The organism is Nitrospira sp. Nam80 (assembly GCF_965152575.1).
In genome coordinates this window covers 4,714,170-4,734,836 of sequence record NZ_OZ224216.1, presented here as the reverse complement: position 1 = coordinate 4,734,836, position 20,667 = coordinate 4,714,170, and the positions used below count along the sequence as shown (strand labels likewise).

16 protein-coding genes and 1 other RNA gene are annotated in these 20,667 nt (G+C 57.6%); 7 read left to right on the top strand and 10 right to left on the bottom strand.

Annotation, left to right across the window (positions count from 1 at the left end):
• Positions 1–356 precede the first annotated feature (356 nt).
• From ACWGXE_RS22205 to hisS, 4 genes are all read right to left on the bottom strand, one after another.
• Entirely contained in the window at positions 357–632 is a 276-nt protein-coding gene (locus ACWGXE_RS22205; protein WP_447600316.1) for a hypothetical protein, read from the bottom strand.
• 15 nt (positions 633–647) lie between these two features.
• Positions 648–989 carry a hypothetical protein gene (locus tag ACWGXE_RS22200; protein ID WP_447600315.1) on the bottom strand — a complete coding sequence of 114 codons (342 nt, stop codon included), beginning with the start codon at positions 987–989 and terminating at the stop codon, positions 648–650.
• 24 nt (positions 990–1,013) lie between these two features.
• A complete protein-coding gene (locus tag ACWGXE_RS22195) occupies positions 1,014–1,334 on the bottom strand; it encodes a DsrE family protein (protein WP_447600314.1) in 321 nt (106 codons plus the stop codon).
• A gap of 120 nt (positions 1,335–1,454) precedes the next feature.
• Positions 1,455–2,726: a histidine--tRNA ligase gene (gene hisS, locus ACWGXE_RS22190; RefSeq protein WP_447600313.1), complete on the bottom strand. Its 1,272-nt coding sequence runs from the start codon at positions 2,724–2,726 to the stop codon at positions 1,455–1,457.
• A 236-nt stretch (positions 2,727–2,962) separates the two neighbouring features.
• Here hisS and ACWGXE_RS22185 point away from each other — a divergent pair, with 236 nt between their 5' ends.
• A complete protein-coding gene (locus ACWGXE_RS22185; RefSeq protein ID WP_447600312.1) occupies positions 2,963–4,432 on the top strand; it encodes an FAD-dependent thymidylate synthase in 1,470 nt (489 codons plus the stop codon).
• A gap of 18 nt (positions 4,433–4,450) precedes the next feature.
• Entirely contained in the window at positions 4,451–5,488 is a 1,038-nt protein-coding gene (locus ACWGXE_RS22180) for a tetratricopeptide repeat protein (RefSeq protein WP_447600311.1), read from the top strand.
• Between the two features lie 270 nt (positions 5,489–5,758).
• Here the strand turns inward: ACWGXE_RS22180 and ACWGXE_RS22175 are convergent, their stop codons facing one another.
• The 5 genes from ACWGXE_RS22175 to ACWGXE_RS22155 all read right to left on the bottom strand — a co-directional run bounded on the left by ACWGXE_RS22175 (position 5,759) and on the right by ACWGXE_RS22155 (position 12,799).
• Positions 5,759–6,067, bottom strand: a complete 309-nt coding sequence (locus ACWGXE_RS22175) for a hypothetical protein (protein ID WP_447600310.1) — start codon at positions 6,065–6,067, stop codon at positions 5,759–5,761.
• 49 nt (positions 6,068–6,116) lie between these two features.
• The gene (locus tag ACWGXE_RS22170) at positions 6,117–6,452 is read right to left on the bottom strand and encodes a DUF190 domain-containing protein (protein WP_447600309.1); all 336 of its coding nucleotides are present in this window, start codon (positions 6,450–6,452) and stop codon (positions 6,117–6,119) included.
• 73 nt (positions 6,453–6,525) lie between these two features.
• Positions 6,526–9,798: a DUF2309 domain-containing protein gene (locus ACWGXE_RS22165; protein ID WP_447600308.1), complete on the bottom strand. Its 3,273-nt coding sequence runs from the start codon at positions 9,796–9,798 to the stop codon at positions 6,526–6,528.
• Positions 9,786–11,108, bottom strand: a complete 1,323-nt coding sequence (locus ACWGXE_RS22160; protein ID WP_447600307.1) for a hypothetical protein — start codon at positions 11,106–11,108, stop codon at positions 9,786–9,788. Before ACWGXE_RS22160 ends, ACWGXE_RS22165 begins: the two co-directional genes overlap by 13 nt.
• A complete protein-coding gene (locus tag ACWGXE_RS22155; RefSeq protein ID WP_447600306.1) occupies positions 11,105–12,799 on the bottom strand; it encodes an NADH-quinone oxidoreductase subunit 5 family protein in 1,695 nt (564 codons plus the stop codon). Before ACWGXE_RS22155 ends, ACWGXE_RS22160 begins: the two co-directional genes overlap by 4 nt.
• A gap of 527 nt (positions 12,800–13,326) precedes the next feature.
• Here ACWGXE_RS22155 and ssrA point away from each other — a divergent pair.
• Positions 13,327–13,677: a transfer-messenger RNA gene (gene ssrA, locus ACWGXE_RS22150) on the top strand.
• Between the two features lie 630 nt (positions 13,678–14,307).
• Here the strand turns inward: ssrA and ACWGXE_RS22145 are convergent.
• Positions 14,308–14,769, bottom strand: a complete 462-nt coding sequence (locus ACWGXE_RS22145) for an SRPBCC family protein (RefSeq protein WP_447600305.1) — start codon at positions 14,767–14,769, stop codon at positions 14,308–14,310.
• A 510-nt stretch (positions 14,770–15,279) separates the two neighbouring features.
• Here ACWGXE_RS22145 and ACWGXE_RS22140 point away from each other — a divergent pair.
• The 4 genes from ACWGXE_RS22140 (at position 15,280) to ACWGXE_RS22125 (ending at position 20,129) form a co-directional block, all read left to right on the top strand.
• Positions 15,280–17,511, top strand: a complete 2,232-nt coding sequence (locus tag ACWGXE_RS22140) for an alpha,alpha-trehalose-phosphate synthase (UDP-forming) (RefSeq protein ID WP_447600304.1) — start codon at positions 15,280–15,282, stop codon at positions 17,509–17,511.
• A gap of 25 nt (positions 17,512–17,536) precedes the next feature.
• A complete protein-coding gene (gene otsB / locus ACWGXE_RS22135; RefSeq protein ID WP_447600303.1) occupies positions 17,537–18,307 on the top strand; it encodes a trehalose-phosphatase in 771 nt (256 codons plus the stop codon).
• A 10-nt stretch (positions 18,308–18,317) separates the two neighbouring features.
• On the top strand, positions 18,318–19,136 hold the full coding sequence (locus tag ACWGXE_RS22130) for a polyphosphate kinase 2 family protein (protein WP_447600302.1): 819 nt from the start codon (positions 18,318–18,320) through the stop codon (positions 19,134–19,136).
• Between the two features lie 117 nt (positions 19,137–19,253).
• Entirely contained in the window at positions 19,254–20,129 is an 876-nt protein-coding gene (locus ACWGXE_RS22125; RefSeq protein WP_447600301.1) for a DUF4412 domain-containing protein, read from the top strand.
• Positions 20,130–20,667 lie beyond the last annotated feature (538 nt).

Here is a 20,667-nt window from a genome sequence, read left to right as displayed (position 1 = left end):
AATTCAATCACTTATGACTGTTCACAGCTTTATCAACAGATGTGGATAACTCAAATACCGCTCCCAGTGCGCCTTCTGCTCGACTCACATCATTCAAAGAGACATTCCTGCTTCTATGTATGTGGATAATCGAGGCCGGCACCGACAGCTGCCCTGGAACCTTCATTTCACCAACCGGATACCCACAATTCCCACACGAGCGGTCCACTAACCCGTCCACAGTGAACCGGCCCGCATTCGATGCTTCCTCGCGGTATTCCTCTCTATCCCCATTACTCACAACGCCTACTATCACTCCTACGCTTACTAATTCTCTTCTTACCGGGAAAACATCAGAAGAAGAGCGCGGAGAGTTTTTACACCACGATCGTAGCATCCGCTTCAAATATGAGCTTGAGCAAGTCGGCATACGAGATCCCTTGCACACCCCGCCCACCGAAACCAGGGTCGGCACCCTCTTGAAGAAAAAAGATGCGGCCTGGAAACTGCCGGTCATCCGTGATCGACGAGTCGAACAAGACCACGGAAATGTCAGTTTCTTGGGCGAAGGGTCGTCCGCCGAGAAAGACATCGTCGGTTTGCCCGGCAGTCAGCGGGCGGCGGAGCATATAGAGAAGTTTGCGGCCAGGCATATAACCGAATGGGTCTTAGAATACAAGTGTGTGATCCGCGGTCGCAATGAGCTGGTGAATCGCCTCTGGGGCCTGTTTCTGCACGACAAGACCCGGCTGAGTGTCCTGAGGGAGATCGCTGATTCTCGTGACAAATGGAATCGCGAGCTGCTTAAAGGACGGCAGATACGTCTCCAAAATGTCAAGATCGACGAGATCTTCCGTATCCTCGCGAAGAAGAATCGGTGCCGTGTCCAAGAGGATGACTGTGACAGAGTGGTCGGCCGCGGCCAAGCCGAGAGCGATCCTGAGCGCCTCAACAGGACGATGGGACTTCCTCGGATCTTCTTGGACGACAACAATGGTCGTGAATGCCATAAAACTTAGACGCGCAGTAGTGCGTTAGTTAAACGATACGAAACGATCACAGCCTTTCATGAGATTTGCGAGAACGGCCAGCCCGCACAGGGAGATACGGGGATCCAACCCTTCGGTCGGGACGCCGTGTCGCCGGCAGGCATAAGCACAGACAAACATCTTGGTGCCGCCTCCGGCGAGCTGCGGAATCAATGGATCGAGAATGTTCCGGACTCCCTCGTCGATTAGATAGAGATACACGTCATGGTGTTGAGTGAGCGCTTCTGTGCAGAGCTTGGCGACGGTCTGGGCATCGGGGTGCGATGGACCTGTGGATAAGAGGACGCCCAGCTTCTTATGCTCCATAGTAATCCACAGGGGTAAGAATTATAAAAACATAAGCGTTTTCAATATGTTATTGTTAGTAATATGCAACGGGGAAGCGTACGAATTTCAGCAAGGAAAGTCAACTGCAAAAAGTGTCAATTATGACGTGGAATTCAGGCGTTTGACTAAGACGGATGCGAGGTCTGCGATGGGAAATTGTTCTTGGGATTTTGTCATCATGTTGCGGAGCAGGACCGCACCGCCTTCTGCTTCGTCGTCGCCGAGAAGGACGGCATACGTGACCCCGAGCCGGTCGGCTTGGCGGAGATGGGCTTTCAGCGTCGTCGGACGCATATCCATGTCCGCTTCGATACCGGCACGCCTGAGTTCATCAAGCAGAGTGAGGCCTATGCGACTGCCTTTTTCTCCAAAAGCCGCGACGTAGACGCGCAGTGTTGGTCGAGGTAGCATGGTCTCCGGAAGCAGAAGCGCAATGCGCTCGAGTCCAGCCGCGAAACCGACGGCTGGGGTGGGCGTTCCTCCAAGGGCCGCGACGAGTCCGTCGTAGCGGCCGCCGGCGCCGACCGCATTTTGTGCGCCTAAGTAGGAACAGGTCAGCTCAAACGCCGTGAGGCAATAATAATCGAGCCCGCGGACGAGCCGGGGATTGATCACATAGGGAATGGTGAGAGCGTCGAGACCGGCGAGGACGTGATCGAAGTGTGCACGGGCCGGCGGTGATAAATGGTCGAGCAAACGCGGAGCGTCTTCTGTCGCCGTCCGGCAATCCGGAACCTTGCAGTCGAGCACACGTAAGGGATTGGTATCGATACGCCGCCGGCAGTTTCCACAGAGCCGGGATTCCCGTTCTTTCAGATACGTCACCAGTTGAGCGATATAGCCTGCGCGGTCGTCCGCCAAACCAAGACTGTTGATTTCCAATGTGAGGCCGGGCAAAGCCAAGTCGGACAAGAAGCGCCAGAGGAGCGATACGACTTCGATGTCGGCCCGCGGGTCGGACGTGCCGAATGATTCGACACCAAACTGATGAAATTGCCTGAGCCGGCCGGCCTGGGGACGCTCATGTCGAAACATGGGACCCAGGTAGAAGTATTTCTGCGGGATCGGTTCGGCGGCGCGATTATGCTCGATAAAGGCCCGAACAGCGCCAGCGGTCCCTTCCGGACGAAGGGTCAGCGAGGTGCCGTCGCGGTCAGGAAAGGTGTACATCTCTTTTTCGACGATATCGGTTGTGGCGCCGATGCTTCGCGCGAAGAGCGCAGTCGTCTCGAAAATCGGGAGGCGGATCTCGCGGAATCCATAACGGGCCGCCCAGCGTCGGGCCGCTTCTTCGATAAAATGCCAACGTCCCGTCTCTTCCGGCAGAATATCTTTGACGCCTTTAATGCCTTTGATCGTGTTGCCTTCCATCCAGAAGCCCCGTCACTTCAGCCTCGAACGCGTCGGGACTATAACGACGACTTTGCAGGCAAGTCAACGCGGCTCAGGGCGCTGACCGCGGCGTGAGCCGTGAATGGTCCTCCCTGCTTCTTGCGCTCCGTCGCCAGCCGGGGGTATAGTGCGCGGCATACGAAGCATGGGCGATCGTCGCATTCTTCCTGCTATCACAATGTAAGTCCGCATCACGGTTCCCAAGGTTGCCGGACATGACCAATCAGATCCGCCGCGTGATCGCCGTCGCGCCGATGCCTCCGGAGAAATCCGCCTATGCGTTGGCCCGGTACAGTCGTTCGCCTGATTCCATTGAAGCGAGCATTGGGTGGGTACACGGTCATTCATCGGAAAAATTCTGGGAACAGTTTTATTTCGATTATGGCCATGCCTCTATTGCAGATCTGGGCCATGTGACCGTCTGTTTTGAGAACATTTCCGAACTGGCGGCGATTCGCCTGGAAGATGAGCAATTGTGGGATGGTCAGGCCAAGTCGAGCCGCTACCAGAATTTCGCATCAAGTAATTGGTTCGTTCCGGATGCGGTTCGAGGCACGGAAACCGAAGCCACGTATGACGGAATCCTTAGGAGTCTTTCGACGGTCTATCGGTCGGTCCATGATCCGCTCGCCAGGTGCATCGCGGAACGCGACCCTCGCCCCGAGGGAATGACCCAGGCCGCGTACGACCGCACGATCGCCGCGCGAACATTCGATGTGACCCGGTATCTCCTGCCGCTGGCGGCCCGGACGAACGTGGGTCAGGTTGTCAGCATTAGAACCTTGGAAAAGCAAATCACGCGGCTTCTCTCGTCGTCCGTGACAGAACTCCGCGCGATCGGTGAGGAACTCAAACAGGCCTGCGGGCGGCCGCCTCTTGACCTCTGGGGCGAATTATCGGGAAAAGGAAAAGGGTTGAGCGAACCGCTGGCCCCCACATTGGCGCGCCACGCCAAGGCCAGCACCTATCAGAGTGAGATCTACAACGACCTCTCGCGCCATGCGAGGGAAGTTCTGAGAGGCATGGACCTTGGGACGGATCAATCCCAACCGGTGGATCTCATGGAGCCGCACCATCCGCTGGACGAAGTGGTGACCACGCTGCTCTATCGGGTGAGTCAGGCGCCCTATCGGAATATCTTGGCGGTGGTCCGCGAGTGGACCGAGAAACAGAAGCAGGACACGATCGAGGTGGGAATGCGGACGAGGGGTCCGTATGATGACCTTATTAAGGAGTTCCGAAGCGGGTACGCATTCATCTTCGACGTGCTGATGGATATCGGAGGATGGCGCGACCTCCATCGGCATCGGCGATGCCAACAGGTTCAGCAGAACTTCACCACGGCTCACGGGTATGACATTCCGCCCCTTTTGGAGGAGGCCGGCGTGAAGCATGACTATTGCGAAGCCATGGACCTCGTCAAACAGGACATCGAGCAGTTGCGAAAGAGTAGCCAGGAGGCCGCGCTGTATGCGATCCCGTTCGGATTTTATGTCCGATGTCTGTTTAAAATGGATTATGCGGAGGCCGAGTACATCGCCAGGCTGCGATCGGGAGTTAAAGGCCACTGGTCCTATCGGACCGTGGCGTGGCTGATGAAGAAAAAACTCGCGGAACACTACCCGATGCTGGGCCATCACATTCACGCGACTCCCCCCGATGTACAGGACACCCTGACACGCTAGCCTGTCCAAGCATCTGACATGGAACGTTTCGAAGAACGCATTGAATCAGCCTTCGTCGCCGGCGACTGGAGCTCGGCCTTTCAGGAAGCATCAGCCTGGAAACTGGACTTGGAGCGTACCAGAGCCAAGGACAGCCGCCCCTTTTTTGTCCTGAATGTCGTCCATCTCATTCGTGGGGAGTTTGCCGATGCCTGGAAAATGCATGCGCAGGCGTTGGAAGAGGCGGGGGATATCGAACAGGTCAAAACGTGGGTTGGCGCGTTCCGCGACCGTCATCCGCAAAGCAGCCATGCCCATCTCATCGTGGGCCTCTTCCTGTCTCAGGCGGGACAATCCGAGCAGTCCATCGACGCGTATAAAACCGCGGCCGCCTTGGATGCGCAGTCCGCGTATCCCCATTATTTCCTTGCGCAGATTCACGAGCGCGCCGACCGACTGGAAATGGCGATCAAGGAATACCGTGAAGCGGTGCGGTTGGACCCCGCGTTTGCCGCGGCTCGCACGAATCTGGGCGTGGCCTACCAGGAGCAAGGCCGATTGGAAATGGCGATTCCGCAGTACCGCGAAGTCATCAAGTTGAACCCAAACGACTCCGTGGCCCATGCGAATCTCGCCTGCGCCTTGGCCGAACAAGGCAAACTGGAACCGGCCGTCCAGGCCTATAAAGAAGCGATCCGGCTGAATCCTCGAGATGCCGCGCTGCATTTTTCCTTAGGCGGCCTCTACGAAGGGCGCGGGCGCGCGGATATGGCCTTACGGGAATATCGCGAAGCGATTGCGATCGATGCTGAATTCGCGTCGGCCCATACGGCGATCGGGTGGATGTCGTTCGACAAGGGCAGACTCTGGGAAGCCATGGATTCCTTCAACCGGGCGGTGAAGGGCAATCCAGATGAAGCCTGGGCGTATTATGGAATCGGACGGGTCTACGCCTCGAATCGCAAGCGCGAGATGGCGGCCGAGAATTTCTCGAAGGCTCTGCGGCTGGAAAAGGATCCCGACCGAAAAAATCAGATCATGAACGAGCTGTTCCAATTGGGCCAGGTGGGAGACTGACGCGCAAGCGCGAATGATGACGGGGAATTGTAATTGATGAATTGAATGAGCCTATCAAATCAAAGGTCAGAATCTGTAAAAATTGAGGCGTCGAAACTTTCTCATCCATAGAGAATCGGGATGGGACGCTTTAGTCTATTGATTCCAGCCTGCTCAAAGGTTTCTCTAGCAAGGCCGCAGGAAGTCTGGGCGCCGGGTCGTACTTATGAGCCGTACGTTGAGGCGGCCAGACGACGAGAACGCAGCTAGAGGGAAGCTTTCAGCAGGTGGTTACAGGTCCCTGATTGCGCCTTGAAGGACGGTGATCTGCGTGGTGGGATCGCCGGCGGCTTCGAGTTCCGTGCGGATCTGGTCCTTGAGATAGGAGGAATAGCCGATCTTATCGATCAGCACATCGAGGAAGCGATCGGCAGGCAACAGGCTGCTGCGCTTGAGCTGCTCAAGGGTCTCGTCGCTGACCGGGATATAGGTGCTGCCGATGTGGAAAATGATATTGTAATGACGATCTTTTCCAATCCGCTCGAATCGTAAACCCTTCACCACATCCTCCGGACGTTCGATCGCGAAAGTGGGCCTCATTCTAGACAATCACATGAGAGAAGACAAGATGAGCTTGCTTCGCGCCGGCTCATGTCACCTTCTTTTCGAAATACTCATGCCGGCTCACGGTGACATCCGAAACAAACATCACACCGGAATACCGATCGAACAGCGGCCGCAATCCCGCGAGAATGGGTTCCACTTTCTCCTCCGGCACGACGGTCATGATCATGACCAAGCTTTCTTGTTCGCTGAACATGAAGTGAGCTTCGCGGATGCCATGGTGCCCTTTGCCTGAAACATTGCCGATGATGGTATACCCCGTTGCCTGAACCCTGTCCAACAGGTCGGTCACAAAGGGCCGGTTGTCGCCCGACACGATGACACGGATTTCTTTCATGGGATGCAATGTCAGTCCGCCCATGGTGCAACTCCTTGAAAAAGGTCTTCTCCGACTGAAACAGGTCTTCCCGACGCGGCCGGTTGCGGTCTGCCGATCATGGAGCTTTTCTGACCCGGCGCCAGACACCCCACGGCATGTAGCTGTACCAGGTTCCGCCATCCGGTTCCAGCGCCGCCAGGTGTACCCACTCGTTGTGATAGAAATGCTGGAGGAGTTCATGCCGCGCGATCAATTTTTCCAGGCGCGCGCGCGGCGCTTCGACCAATGTCAACAGACGCATTGGTTCGTGATACGGCATCTCGCCGTTCATAACGGTCTGCCACGCCAAGCCGAGCCGTAAATCGCTCCATGGGCCGGACATGATGCCGACTCGGCCGACGACGTTATGATAAATTTTGCTGCCGCTTCCATAGACGTCGTTATCCACGGCCGAGAAATAATGTTCCATATTGATCCACTGAGCCACCACCTGCGGGCCGGTCAACAAGACCTCCAGGAGGCGGTCCGTCGGGTCTTCCCGGTAATCATAGGAGTGGAGAAAGACCCGCCCGCCTAAATTTAAGCCCTTCGTCAGCTCCCGCCGGCCAATAATAAAGGCGGTATTGCCGGACAAACCCCATTCCGGCCGCACCTGACTCCAGTCCGCGCTCCGCTCTCTGACATAGGATGCGGCCTGCGTCGGCGACAAGGCCTCCTTCACCTCGGGGAACCGGGTGCACCGTTCACGGCTCGTGAGCTGCGCGGCCTCTCGAAGGTCATCGAGCAATCTGCCGATGTCCTTCCGATGCGTCGGCGGTACGTCCTCCAGATCGAAAAGCTGCACTTCGTCGGTGGTCGTGTCCACTTGGCCCGCGAGAAAATGAGTATCGGAAGGAATCTCGATGCCGCGCGTCGCCAGGCGTTCCCGAACCGGCGTCCGGTTCGCCATTGCCGCGAGTACCCGCGCGTTGGGTTTTCCTTCGTTCCCGCCGCAGGCGCCGCAATCCAGGGCCGATTCAAAGGGATTGTTCTCCGTCGTGCTCCCGTGCGCACAGAAGAGCACGAGTCGCGCAAAGTTCCGGACCAACCCCATCATGCGCAATGCCGTGTCCACCGTGATGACCTGTTCCTCGAGCGTAAACCCGGTCCGGGTGATTCGCTCTTTTTGGCGGGACGCCGCCCGGCGATTGATCCGGTAATGGTCCCGGAGCTCGTTGAGAAACTCCGTCAATTGCTCCGGCGTCAGATCGGCGGTTTTGGCCGCCTCGCTCAAGAAGGGCCCGACCGGCTCATCCCCGTCCAACGAACGCCGCCGCAACGCTTCGACGAATTCGGCATCGACCCGCGCTCCGCCGAGACCGAACCGATCACGCAACGCCTTCCAAATCAGCGCGCGTTGTTCGGACGCCACCATTTCTTCGGTCTCGGCAGGAGAGAGTTTATCAACGGTAAGGCTGGTCGCGATCGGTGGGACGAACAACTTCCGTATCCAGCCGGTCATACGTTTGTACAAGGCGGGCACGATCGTTTTCCCGACGATGGGAAAAGCATAGAACCATCCCAGCGATTCCACCATAACGTACGGGGTGACGACATTCTCCTTCAGATCGTGCAGGAGGGTATGCCCGGCATGGATCAATTTCGCCCGCGAGCGGTGTTTCGATAGGTAGTGGTCCAAGTAACTGCGAGGAATCTCACGCACTTCGTTTTTCGAGCGCATGATCACAGGGAACTGCTCGGTCTCATGTTCCTTCCCCCAGGCGCGATAGCGGATGAAGACGGCGAAGAATCCGGCGAAGCCATAGGTTTCGTTGGCCCCGGTGGATTCCAGATGGCGACGGAACGGTTCGGACCGTACATCGATGCAAAAGACGGATTGTGAGTGGGGCCGGACGGGCGGCTGTTGTAGGGGAAGGGGCGGCTGGGGTTTGGCGGGCGCGCGCAACAGCATGTCGAACAGGTGGTCTTGATATCCTGCTTCGAAGGCCTTCAGCCAGACCGGCCCATGGTCTGATTGTGGAAAGCCGTCCATCCAGTCCACGAGCGTCTTAAGCTGAGCGAGAGAACTGTCCATGAGAACCGTCGGGACGATCTCGAGCGACTGGGCGAGCGCTAAGAGACGCCGCGCCGTGGTTCGCTGAGCGGCTCGCTCGCGGCCCGGCCCGCATTCTGTCTGGTACCGACTCGTAAGTTGTTCCCACTCGTGGGCGAGTGCTGAACGTTCCCCACGGCTGTCGCGGGAACGAGCATGCAGTCGATCGACTCGTTCGGCATAGACGGCCGGGAGCCTCGCCGCGGCACGCTCCTTCCGCATGAAATAGGCGTGGGGATGCTGTTCCATATAGGTGGAGATCGCGCGATAGGTCCCCTCGATGTGTAATTCTTCTCGGCACGTTTTCTGAACCAGCTCCCGCACGTACCATAAACGGATCGCAAGAAACTTGACCAACCCCACGGGAAAAGCTTGTTGCCAAGGATAGTGTTGTTCTTCCGCGCGCCACTTGATGAATCCGGCCCAACCCGGTAGGGCCGCGAGCTGGAGCGAGAGGTAGTCCTGCCGGTATTCCACCGGAATGGCCAGGCCTTCGAGGCAGTCCAACACTGTATCCTCGGGATGCTCGGGTAGCGCCGCGATCTTTCGATGGCTGTCGGCGATGCCGCAGATCGCCCATTCTTTTGCAGCCAATGTTTTCCAGATTGCGTACAGGCCCTGATCGCGTTTCGGCATCGACCACGTGGCATGGCCTTCATCCAAAAAGGCCTCGCACCATTTGATGAGTTCGTCATTGATCTGGTGAACGATATGCGTGCTCAATGTCCGATCGCACCAGCTTGAGAGCGTCGTGTGCCGTCCCAGCGTAGCCAGGTCGTCACGGATCATGGTCGCCATCCGTTCTTTGACGGTCGGCGACGCGAATGAAACCAGGCGCTCGGCCAGACTGATGACTTGCTCCTCGTTCGGGTCGAATTCCATCAGACGATCGAACGGTTCGTCCGCGGACATGGAAAGTCCATGGGTCAAGCAGGCGCGCAACACTTCGCGGTGCGAAATCCGGCACGGACCAAGAATCACATCCTGATCACGTGCCAGCGGCGCCAATGCGTCGTCGAGATGGCGAATCAGAATTCGGCCGGACTTCAAGTACCGCCGATACACCTCGCCCGGCAGATACCCGCTGCCATCCAAAAACCGGCGGCCGCGGCGCACGGTTTCAGCAAAGGGCAGATACTCGAGGCTATGCAACGGATTGTGGTGGACAAAGGTCCGCATGGGCCAATACTGCGCGATCACCTCGCTGGCGAGGCGAATCGTGGCGCGAAGCGCCATGCGACGCGCTTCGAGATCGAGACCCGGTTCGGCCGTATTCGCCGTATTCAAGGAGCCCATGTCACACTTTGGGTTGCGATAGAAGCAGGAGGCATCACGGCGCCCGCCTGAAACAATCGAGAGGGGGCGGTGCCGAGGACCAGCAACAGCAAAAGCAGCATGAAAAGAGAGGCAAGCTCCGTCCGGCGCAAGTCTTCATGCCGTATATCCGATCGCTGCTTGCCGAAGACCAATTCCTGCATCCAATCCATGAAATACCAGGACGCGCAGAACCAGACCATCATGATCACGGCAAATGATCCCGAGGGCGTGAATGCGGGATTGAGCAGCATACCCATAAACCCCGAAAACACGCCGAAGGGCGGCATGCCCAGTGCGGCGAGAGCCAACAAGACCAGCAGGGTGCTGAACCGAGGCATTGGATAGACAAGCCCTCCAAGGGCTCGCGTATCAATGTCTCCATAACGAGCGCGGAGTGAATACCACGCCAGCAAGAGCCCGCTCATCGCAAACCCCACGGCGCTCAGGTACACGAGGGCCTGCGATGGGGCAGTGCCGGTATCCGCAACGTACCACCAGAGCATGGAGAAGAATGCCAAACCGGCGTAGCTCAACCTGGGCAACGAGCGCCGCTGAATCAGCGCGCGGAGCGACCCATAGGTGGCGCCCGCCAGCGCGAGAAGAGTCGCGGTGTGAAGTATCGTCGCGGTCAGGTTCGGGAGCAGAAGAAGGAGTGAATGAAATCCCAGTGCGGGTAACAGCAGGACAAGAAACGCGGGAAGATTGCCCGGCAATCCCGTGAGAGCCGCGATGAAACCGCTGTGGAGAGGAAACAGAGGTAACAGTGTCGCGCAGGCGATTAAGGCGGCGACAGAGGATACCGGTGCCGGCAGGACGAGCGCGAGCAGAGCCGAGACGAGACCGACGACATAGCTCCCCAGTCCTCGCCAGACATCGGGGTGAATGCCATTTTGGCGACGATCCGGGTGATAGCGATAGATCAAGCCGCACAGCACGCTGAATAGCGCCGCCAATAGGATGTGCCGGACCGGTTCCTGCACCGTCAGGAATCCGAGCCCCGACCCGAGAAGGATCAACGTCATCAACCAGGCTGTACGGTTGTCCCGATGCATTGGCTGCCCAAGCAATGAGAAGAACGCCGCCAACGGAAGCAGCCACATGAACGGCATGCCGGCAGCCGGCTCATTCGCAATCCATGACAGCCCCAACACGGCGAACAGAGTTGCCGCCGTGGCCGACAATGCCACGGTCTTTGTTCTGTAGAGTGAGGACCACAGGAGGAGACTGAATGCCGCGCCGATGAAGGGAATGGCGACGGCTGCCCATGCCATCATCCAGGCCTGCTTCATGAAAGCCGTTTCTCCAGGCGATGGGCGATCAGGATCACCATCCGTCCCACCTTGAGATAGAGGAGGTCAATGTAGAGTCGATTCATGAACAACACATAGAGATGAGCCAGGAGGCTCTCGATCGAGGCCGGGATGTGGAAGGTCCGCCCATGCGCATGGGCGTAGAGATAGAACCAGCTGAGCACGATCAACACTGTGGTTCCTGCAACCAGGCTGTCGAAGAGCCGGCCGGGAAGCGCGGCGGCCTTGAAGTAGGAGGCTACTTCGGTCGGATCGGGATAGAGGAAATGCGTGAAGCTCTCCACCGCGAAGAGGTAGGTAAAAACGACCAGCAGCAGAGTCGAGAGCATGGCGGCAGAGACTTTCCAGGACGCGACGGCGCGAATGCGGGTCAAGGAGAGAATGGCTTGCGCGGACGTGACCCAGATAAAGAACAGGAAGATCACCGTCCCTTGCGATTCAAGCAAGGGTATATGCAAGACTCCATGGGTGACCAATAGGATCACGAGCGGTAACAACAGAGTCGTCACAAATCCGGTGGACCAGGTGAGATTGGAAAGCTTCCCTTCTACCGCTTCGCGGTCAATCTGCGGGAACGACGGTTCTTGACGAGCTTTGTGGATGACATTGCCGCAGTTTAGGAAGACCGTGGCCTTGAACACACCGTGCGCGATGAGGTGGAAGACGGCGAGGGAAAAGGCGCCCAGGCCGCACTCCATGATCATGTAGCCCATCTGGCCGATGGTCGAAAATCCGAGCGTCTTCTTGATGTCGTTCTGCGTCAGCATCATGGTGGCGCCCAGAATGGCCGTGAGCATCCCGGTGATAAACACGACGTGCAATGTCGTGGAACTTTGACCATACAGCGGGGCGAGGCGGTTCAGTAAGAAGCCCCCGGCGTTGATGATTCCCGCGTGCAGAAGCGCGTGAACCGGTGTCGGCGCGTAGAGCGATCGAGGGAGCCACGTATGGATGGGAAACTGAGCCGACTTGCCCATCGCGCCGATAAAAATCAGCAGGGTGACGGCCGTCACGCCGCTCATCTCCCACCCGAGCGCGGGCCAGAGCGACAGCGTGACCGGGTTCTGGGCTGCCCGGCTGAAGAGTGTTTGAAACTCGAACGTGCCGTAGAGCGAGTAGGCCAGGATGATGCCGGCGAGAAAACCCACGTCGCTGACCCGCAAGAGTGTGAAGGTGTTGACGGCTCCGGCGAGTGTCGCGGGGTGCCCATGATTGTGAGCCAGTAGAAACAGCAGGTACGACAGCATTTGCCAGAAGACGAACAACATCACGAGATTGGCGCTGGACACCATGCACAGCAATACCGAGGTCGTGAGGGCCAGCATGCCGAGATAACGGCGAAAGCCTCGATCTTGATACATATAGCCGGTGGAATAGCGATAGATGAGCGTGGTGACCCCTGTGATGAGAACCATCATGACCCCGCTGAGGCGATCGATATAGAATCCGAAGGGAAATGCGACGTTGCTCGCGGCCTCCAGATCGTAGAGCCGCACGGTGATCGGCTCTTCCGAGGACACCAGTACCAAGGTGACGATGGAACCGAAGAAGGCGGCTACGATCGGCAGGGCTCCGGCCCTCGCATTCCGTTCTTGATCCGCGCGATCGCCGGTCATCACGATGAAAGCTGTCAACACGGGCAGCAATGCGATCAGCACCAGAAAGGCCATGCCTGCGCCATCTCCCTCATAGACAAAAGAAAAAGGCCAGCCGACGGCCCTTGAAACAAGGACTCAACGACTGGCCTACACTGTCCCCGGCCTTTCCCTATCGAGAACACCGGCGAGACTCCACTGCCTGTCACATTATGTCGAGAGGTGGCTCCCTCCCCGCTTGAAATTCCCGATTCCCTTCGACGGCGCCACCTGAAACTGCGTTAGATGTATCCGCGGACCATCCCAATTGCAAGCGAAAACGGAGAGAAAAAGCCGAGATCTGGGGCGATCGCCGGATCTTCATTCTTCACCTGGAATCGGATCCCAAGCGACTTTTCCGTGACCGTCCTCTCATCGGCAGGACAAAGGTTGAATGGTGATTGATTGATCAGGCGGCCGGGGGATTCTCGACATTCAGGATGCCGTGCTCCATCGCTGGCATCCCCTTGACGGATGCGATATGATGAGTAACTATGAAGAGCTGATGGCCTATGGCCGCGAGCATGGTCGGTTCAGGCTTTTTTTCAACATTCTCAATGAAAGGGGGCGACCGGTTTCGACGGGGATACTGAGGTCATCGGGGCATGTCGAGCTCCTAGAGTCTCGTAAAACCTTTAGGAAAACAGCAACTGCCAACCAAGAACTGGCACTCGCAGCTTAATTAAGCTGGGACGTCTCTTCATCTGAGGCCCGCGGGGGTGAAGAGGCGCGATGCAGCGGGCTGGTCCAAGACCGGTGCTCAGCGGTTGAGGACGAGAACTTTCTGGGCTAGCTGCCATTCTAAGCCTGCCGACGGGCGTGGGTGGTCGCAAATTTAAAACGTTCGGCTACACATGTAGAACCGGTGCGCTGACGATCTTCGGACAGGGGTTCAACTCCCCTCGCCTCCACCAACCGCACTTCGTGTGATCCGGCGGCTCTTAGACAAAGCCCTCTTCCTAAGGCCGCCGGATAAAGCCCTCCGGTGTTGTATTGAACTCATTGGCACTCGATGGCTTCAGCACCATCTTTTTCCAGTAGCTCTTCATGCCACCCGTCCGGCATTGATCGTCCCTCGTATAGGAGAGCGTTCGGATGAATCACTCAGGTGGCTGCGCCGGTCTTCATGAGCCCGGTCGAACAGCTTCGGTTCATGACATCAAGCTGGAGGAGAAGCTGTCGCCCGACAATGTTCTGGTCCAGCGGGAGACGAAGTCCGCTGGATCAATCACAGGGAGCTGCATGCACGGGTCGAAATTCCTCAGCTCAAGTCCGAAGATCTTTCTTGCCAGCGGTCTCACAAATTGGATGGGTTCGCTGGGAGAATCGGTCCGTCTCAAGCCGAATGAGACCTCCTCACGGTGTTTCACAAAGCCGGGCGTCTTCAATTCAACGTCCGAGCGGAAACATCGCTGGGTGGTGGAGATCAGGTCCTGCGGGGATGATCCGAGCCAGTCGGCCGAAGCCATGAGATCGGCTCGGCGCTCTCGGAATCAGCAATCCCGAGGCGCCGAGCCACGGCCATCCCAATCCAGCGGGTCTACTCAAATCCTGGGTTGTTTCACGTCGCCTCTCCAGGCCCCCGTCTCTCGTCCACGTGATTCAATAAAATCCTTGAACCGGTCGAGATCCCCTGCTACTCGCGCGGATACGGCGCCGACTGCGTCTCCCACATTTTCCACGGCGCCTTCCGGCTCATAATCCATCTGCAGCATAATCTTGGATTTGTTATCCGACAGGCGATGGAATGTCACGACGCCGGCATTCTTGGCGCCGTCGACGCTTTTCCAGGCAATCCGATCGTCAGGCCGCTGCTCCGTAATGACGGCGTTCCACTGCTTGTCCTTGCCAGCGATGGTTGCCTTCCAATGCAGGTGTGTATCGTCCAACTGTTTCACCTCTTGAACGCCTTCCATGAATTTGGGGAACTCCTCGAACTGAGTCCATTGGTTATAGGCGGTCCGAACCGGTACATCGACTTCGATTGATTTTTCGATCATTGACATTGAACATCCTCCTTTTCTTATGTGGTGGTGCGTGGTAGACCGCGCAAAGTATTCTCTCGATCCTGCGTAGCCGCGCGCTGTGGCTGGCAACTACGGCAAGTCGATTAACAGCAAGCAAGCCCGATACCAAAGTCATGACCGGCAAAAAAACAAGATTTTCCTTGTGTCATCGAGACATAGGCGGCGTGCAGTGTCCAGGAGGCGTGCGCTGGTTGAAGGACAAAACGACTGGACGAATGGACACAATGCCCGCCTGAGGAACTGTCAGACGCGGCATCCCGTATCGCTCCGTGGCGGTCCAAGTAAGTAATGATCACCAGCTTGTCCTTGACTTAAACCGAACCAATAGGGCTTGATATGTATCCGTCTCCGCGGCGGCCGTAGGATCTAACTCAGCGCTCACACCGATGAGCGCGGCCTGAAACGTGAGGAATATGGCCGATTCACCAGCACGACGTGTCTCTGTTCAGCCTGAACCGAACGGGCTGGAGAGGAAACTGCGAGTTTAGCATGCGGCTTTCCCTGCGCTTTGTCGTGCCGTTGCTCCTGGTATTGGGCTTCGTTGCCTATGCGGTGGTGCCGTTGGTGGACGCGCTGACACTCAAGTGGTTTACGCGAGACCTCGAAAGCCGTTCCAGGCTGCTGGCCAGCACCATGGAGGCGCCGCTAGCGGAGCTGGTCGCGTCGAAGTCTCGCTCGAAAATTTTCACCTACTTCCACAAAGTCATTCAGGACGAACGGCTCTACGCGCTGGGGTTCTGTGATCTTCAAGACCGACTCGTCTATCAAACCTTGACCTACCCCGATCAATTGTCGTGCGAAAGCCTGGCGCACCTGCAACCCGGCAGGTCTGAGGTCGTAAACTTCGCTCAAGGTCCGCTCCATGTCATGTCCTCGACCATTCAATCGAACGGGCGGGCCTTGGGGCGGCTGATGCTCGTTCATGATATGAGTTTCGTGCATCAGTGGAGCACCGATACCAAGTGGTACATCTTCTATCTCTTCGCCGGGCTGGCGGCTGTGGTCTCGCTCGTGACGGTGTTGGTGGCGCAGATCAGTTGGAGAGGGTGGGTGGCGGGCGTCCGCGCCCTGCTAGATCGCGGCGGACTTCCGGCGTTGAGGCGGCAGGTTCACTCCCCCGAGCTGCATCCCGTCGCGGAGGACCTTCACGACCTCGTTCGCGAGTTGGAGGCGGATCGGCGGATGCGCGACGAGAGCCAGATAACATGGAGCCCGTCCAGCTTGAAATTGATTCTACACGAGCATCTGGCCGGTGATGAAATCATCATCGTGTCCAATCGCGAGCCCTACATCCATACGAAGCGCGGCCAGAAAATCGAAGTGCAGTTGCCGGCGAGCGGCCTGGTGTCCGCGCTTGAACCCGTCATGCGGGCCTGCTCCGGCGTCTGGGTTGCGCACGGAAGCGGGTCTGCCGACCGCGACGTCGTCGACGACCGGGACCATGTCCGTGTCCCCCCGGATCATCCCTCGTATGATATCCGGCGGATCTGGATGACTCCCGACGAGGAGGCCGGCTATTACTACGGCTTCGCCAATGAGGGACTCTGGCCGCTCTGTCACAATGCGCATGTCCGCCCCATGTTTCGCACCTCGGACTGGGAACATTACGTGACGATCAATGAACGGTTCGCGCAGGCGGTCATCGAAGAGGCCAAAACGGATGACCCGGTGGTCTTAGTGCAGGACTATCACTTGGCGCTATTGCCGAAGATGGTGCGGGAGAAATTGCCGAACGCGACGATCATCACTTTCTGGCATATCCCATGGCCGAACGCCGAGAGCTACGGGATTTGCCCGTGGCGCCAGGAGATTCTTGAAGGATTACTCGGGAGCAGCATCGTAGGCTTTCACACGCGAGTGCATTGCAATCATTTCATGTACTGCATCGATCGGATTTTGGAGGCCCGCATCGATCGCGACACCTCCATCGTCTCCTATGGAGGCAAACTGACCGCGGTGAAGAACTATCCGATCTCGATCGAATGGCCGTCGCGGTGGCTCCATAACCAACGGCCGATTGCCGATTGCCGCCAGCATATCCGGGAACGCCATGCCATGGGACCCGATCGCCTGGTCGGGATCGGCGTCGATCGATTGGATTACACGAAGGGCATCGTCGAGCGGTTCCTCGCGGTCGAGCGCCTCTTCGAGCTACAGCCCGAGTGGATCGGCAAGTTCTCGTTCATACAGATCGCGGCGCCGAGCCGGACCATCATCGATCAGTATCAACACTTTCACGATCAGGTGTACGCGCTTGCGGAACGAATCAACAAGCGATTCGGCCGCGAAGGATACGAGCCGATCGTCTTGAAAGTCCGGCACCACGAGCCGCCGGATGTCTACGAATATTATCGGGCGTCTGAGGTCTGCGTGGTCAGCAGCCTGCACGACGGCATGAACCTCGTCGCCAAAGAATTCATCGCCGCGCGTGATGATGAGCAAGGCGTCCTGATCTTGAGCCAGTTTACCGGCGCCGTTCAGGAATTGCCCGAGGCGCTGGTCGTCAATCCGTACGACATTGATCAGTGCGCGGCCGCTCTGCATCTGGCGCTGAGCATGTCGCCGGCTGAACAACGAGCGCGCATGCGGAGCATGCGGGGATTGATTCAGGAATTCAATGTGTACCGGTGGGCGGGGCGGATGCTCACGGATGCCGCGCGCATGCGCAAACGAATTCGTGTCATGAGACAAGTCGGCCAGACCACCGGCCTTCCGCAGTAGCGTCTCTCCACGAAAACATCGATTCATGCGATATCTTTTGAGCGCCACGGGAAAGCGGGCGTTGGACGGCCTTGCGGGCGACAGTCGGACGCTCTACGCGTTCGATTTTGACGGCACATTGGCGCGCATCGTCCGCGATCGGCACGCGGCCCGAATGGTCGAGTCCGTACGGCTTGCGTTGGGGGAATTGACGGCGAAAGCCCCGACCGCCGTCGTGTCGGGACGAGCTCTCGATGACCTCCGTCCGAGGGTAGAGGGCGTCGTGACCTACCTGATCGGCAATCACGGCATGCAAGGCGTCTGCGCGTCCTCTCGCATGCTGCATCAATCCCATGATCTGTGCCGCGTGTGGATCAAGGAGTTGGAAAAATTCCAAGCGGAATTTGCCGCAGCGGGGATCGGTCTCGAGGATAAAATTTATTCGCTGACGCTGCATTATCGGAAGGCCAAGTCCCCACGCCGGGCCAAGGAGCGCGCGCTCAAAGCCGCGGCGCAGCTCGTGCCCACTCCCCGCCTTATTTTTGGAAAGGCGGTTGTCAATGTGATCCCGCCCGGGACTCCGCATAAAGGATCCGCCCTGGTGGAATTGATGCGGCAACTGCGTTGCCCCGCCGCCCTGTATGTGGGAGACGACGATACGGACGAAGACGTATTTGCTCTGTCGGACGAACGCATAGTCTCCGTACGGATCGGTCGACGGTCCCTTTCAGCGGCTCGCTATTACCTGCGGCGGCAGGAGGAGATCGCCTCGCTCCTCGGCTATCTTCTAAGCGCACCCGGAGGAGAGAAGGACTGAGGGAGAGCGGATGGACCAGTATCGAATCAAACCCGGACGCCGAGTCAAGCTGGGGGCCTTTGATCCGAACGACACCGGCTCCTGCAAGAAGAATGAGCACGGAAAGCATAAGGCCAAAGCGCGGACAGAGAAATTAGCGGTCCGGCTGGGAGAATTGCAAGAGCGGCTGTACGCCGGCCGGCAACGCGCACTATTAATCGTTCTGCAGGGCATGGATACCAGCGGGAAGGACGGCACGATCAAACATGTGATGTCCGGAGTGAATCCCCAGGGCTGCAACGTCGCAACATTCAAAGAACCGTCACAAGAGGAGCGGGCGCGCGATTTTCTGTGGCGCGTGCATCGTGAAGTTCCACCGAAGGGCCACATCGGGATCTTTAACCGGTCTCACTATGAGGATGTGCTGATTACACGCGTCCATGGCTGGGTCTCAGACAAAGTGGTGAAGCGACGATTCAATCAGATCGTCGAATTCGAGCAATTGCTCAGTGAGAGCGGCACCGCGGTGCTCAAATTCTTTCTCCATATCTCCAAGGAGGAGCAAAAGGAGCGCCTGGAAGAGCGGATCCGTGACCCCGAGAAGCGATGGAAATTCAGCGAGGGAGATCTTGAAGAACGCAAGCGATGGGACGATTATATGAAGGCGTTCGAGGCCGTGATCTCCGCCACGAGCACCGCCGATGCGCCTTGGTACATCGTGCCCGCGAATCGCAAATGGTATCGTAATCTCGTGGTAGCCGATCTGGTGGTGCATACCCTCGATTCTATGAAACTCGCGAGTCCGCCCGCCCCCGAAGGGGTAGACTTCGAACACGTTACGATCATCTAACACCGGCACACATCCAAGCTCCCCACGCGGTCCAGGTTATTTCTTCCTGGTGTCGCCTTCCCGGATAGGCTACACTGGCGCGCTTTCTTCACGTACCCTAACCCGGAGTCCGCAACCATGAAGATCATCTATGGGGTTCTGCTCGGCTGCCTCGTGCTCATGGTGGTGCCCTGCTCGATTATGGCGGGAGATTTCGAAGGCATCGTTCATATGAAAACCACGCATCCGGGCCTCGACGGCGCCACTGCCATGAACTGGTATATCAAAGGTGAGAAGGCGCGCATGGAAACGTTGCGCGACGAAGGGAAGCAGCATTTCATGATCATCGACGGCCGCGCGCGGACTATGCAGATTCCAATGGGGGATAAGAAAATGTACATGGAAATGTCGATCGATCAGTTGGGCGAGCGGTCACAAGAGCATCTGAAGGAGGCTCTTGAGCAACATGTCGTGGAGCGAACCGGCAAGTCAGAGAAGATTGCCGGCTATGCCTGCGAAGTGTGGCGGATCACGGACAAGGACACGAAAAAATTAGAACAAGAAATCTGTGTGGCGAAGGGATTCGGACGATCCGCCACATTTTGGTTGGATCCTAAACAGATTCAGCGATCATCCCAACCGGGGTGGGTGAAGCAATTGGTCAATGAGGGAGGATTCGGATTACGGACCATTCACTATGGCGACGACGGCAAGGAATCATCGCGGACGGAAACGACGGCCATCGAGAAGAAGTCTCTTGGCGATGCTCTGTTCGTCATGCCTGCCGATTATACGAAGATAAATGGAGAGGCTTTGATGCGTGAGGCTGCCGGCGGAGCGACGGGCGGCGGCGGTGAAGAATTCCAACGAATGATGCAGGAGATGAAGAAACGCCGGGCAGAACGGAGCCGGGTGACCGAAGGCCAATCGGGCGACGCTTCGCAGCCCGACATGGATGAAATGATGAAGCAGTTCGGGGATATGATGAAGAAGCGACCGCAAAGCGGCCAATAACGATAACGAAATGCAAAACGGTCCGTACACGCTGTGCAACTGCCGTGGCCTGGAATGCGGCATCCACCGCGGGTTTTCTCCCTGTTGACAGATTTTTGAGGGAAGCGTAGATAGGGAAGTGCGGCCTACCAGGTTCCTTATGGTGGAGGGAGGTCGGGCAGACCGCGCGGCTGTCAGCTAGATCTCCTCACGATTCCGAAACGAAAGGAGGGTGGAAGGATGGAAGATGCTACGCCACCTGGCCTTGATCGCCCGTCGGGCGAAGAGCGGCCTTTTCATCGGAACTCGTAACCGACCAGCCATTGGCCGTGCCTCTCGGCACCCATGATGCAGACAGCTTCCAGAGCTTGCGTCGCGCCTCTTGTATGGTGAAGTCGATTCCGAGAAAAAGTAGTGCGACTGGACGTGAATTTCCGACGTCAGGTTCTATCTTTCTCCCAACGGGCATGCAACTCAAGGCCGCAATACAGACAAGTAAAGATCAGGCGCGCTAAGCGCCAGTCGGAGGCTCTCTTAACGGGAGCCTCCGTCGTCGTAA

Bases quoted from the DNA above. Each gene is read 5' to 3' on its own strand.
- ACWGXE_RS22205 (WP_447600316.1), bottom strand. From the start codon at position 632: ATGCCTGGCCGCAAACTTCTCTATATGCTCCGCCGCCCGCTGACTGCC.
- ACWGXE_RS22145 (WP_447600305.1), bottom strand. From the start codon at position 14,769: ATGTCAATGATCGAAAAATCAATCGAAGTCGATGTACCGGTTCGGACC.
- otsB (WP_447600303.1), top strand. From the start codon at position 17,537: ATGCGATATCTTTTGAGCGCCACGGGAAAGCGGGCGTTGGACGGCCTT.
- ACWGXE_RS22175 (WP_447600310.1), bottom strand. From the start codon at position 6,067: ATGAGGCCCACTTTCGCGATCGAACGTCCGGAGGATGTGGTGAAGGGT.
- ACWGXE_RS22125 (WP_447600301.1), top strand. From the start codon at position 19,254: ATGAAGATCATCTATGGGGTTCTGCTCGGCTGCCTCGTGCTCATGGTG.
- ACWGXE_RS22130 (WP_447600302.1), top strand. From the start codon at position 18,318: ATGGACCAGTATCGAATCAAACCCGGACGCCGAGTCAAGCTGGGGGCC.
- ACWGXE_RS22195 (WP_447600314.1), bottom strand. From the start codon at position 1,334: ATGGAGCATAAGAAGCTGGGCGTCCTCTTATCCACAGGTCCATCGCAC.
- ACWGXE_RS22140 (WP_447600304.1), top strand. From the start codon at position 15,280: ATGCGGCTTTCCCTGCGCTTTGTCGTGCCGTTGCTCCTGGTATTGGGC.
- ACWGXE_RS22200 (WP_447600315.1), bottom strand. From the start codon at position 989: ATGGCATTCACGACCATTGTTGTCGTCCAAGAAGATCCGAGGAAGTCC.
- ACWGXE_RS22155 (WP_447600306.1), bottom strand. From the start codon at position 12,799: ATGGCCTTTCTGGTGCTGATCGCATTGCTGCCCGTGTTGACAGCTTTC.
- ACWGXE_RS22180 (WP_447600311.1), top strand. From the start codon at position 4,451: ATGGAACGTTTCGAAGAACGCATTGAATCAGCCTTCGTCGCCGGCGAC.
- ACWGXE_RS22185 (WP_447600312.1), top strand. From the start codon at position 2,963: ATGACCAATCAGATCCGCCGCGTGATCGCCGTCGCGCCGATGCCTCCG.
- ACWGXE_RS22160 (WP_447600307.1), bottom strand. From the start codon at position 11,108: ATGAAGCAGGCCTGGATGATGGCATGGGCAGCCGTCGCCATTCCCTTC.
- ACWGXE_RS22165 (WP_447600308.1), bottom strand. From the start codon at position 9,798: ATGGGCTCCTTGAATACGGCGAATACGGCCGAACCGGGTCTCGATCTC.
- ACWGXE_RS22170 (WP_447600309.1), bottom strand. From the start codon at position 6,452: ATGGGCGGACTGACATTGCATCCCATGAAAGAAATCCGTGTCATCGTG.
- hisS (WP_447600313.1), bottom strand. From the start codon at position 2,726: ATGGAAGGCAACACGATCAAAGGCATTAAAGGCGTCAAAGATATTCTG.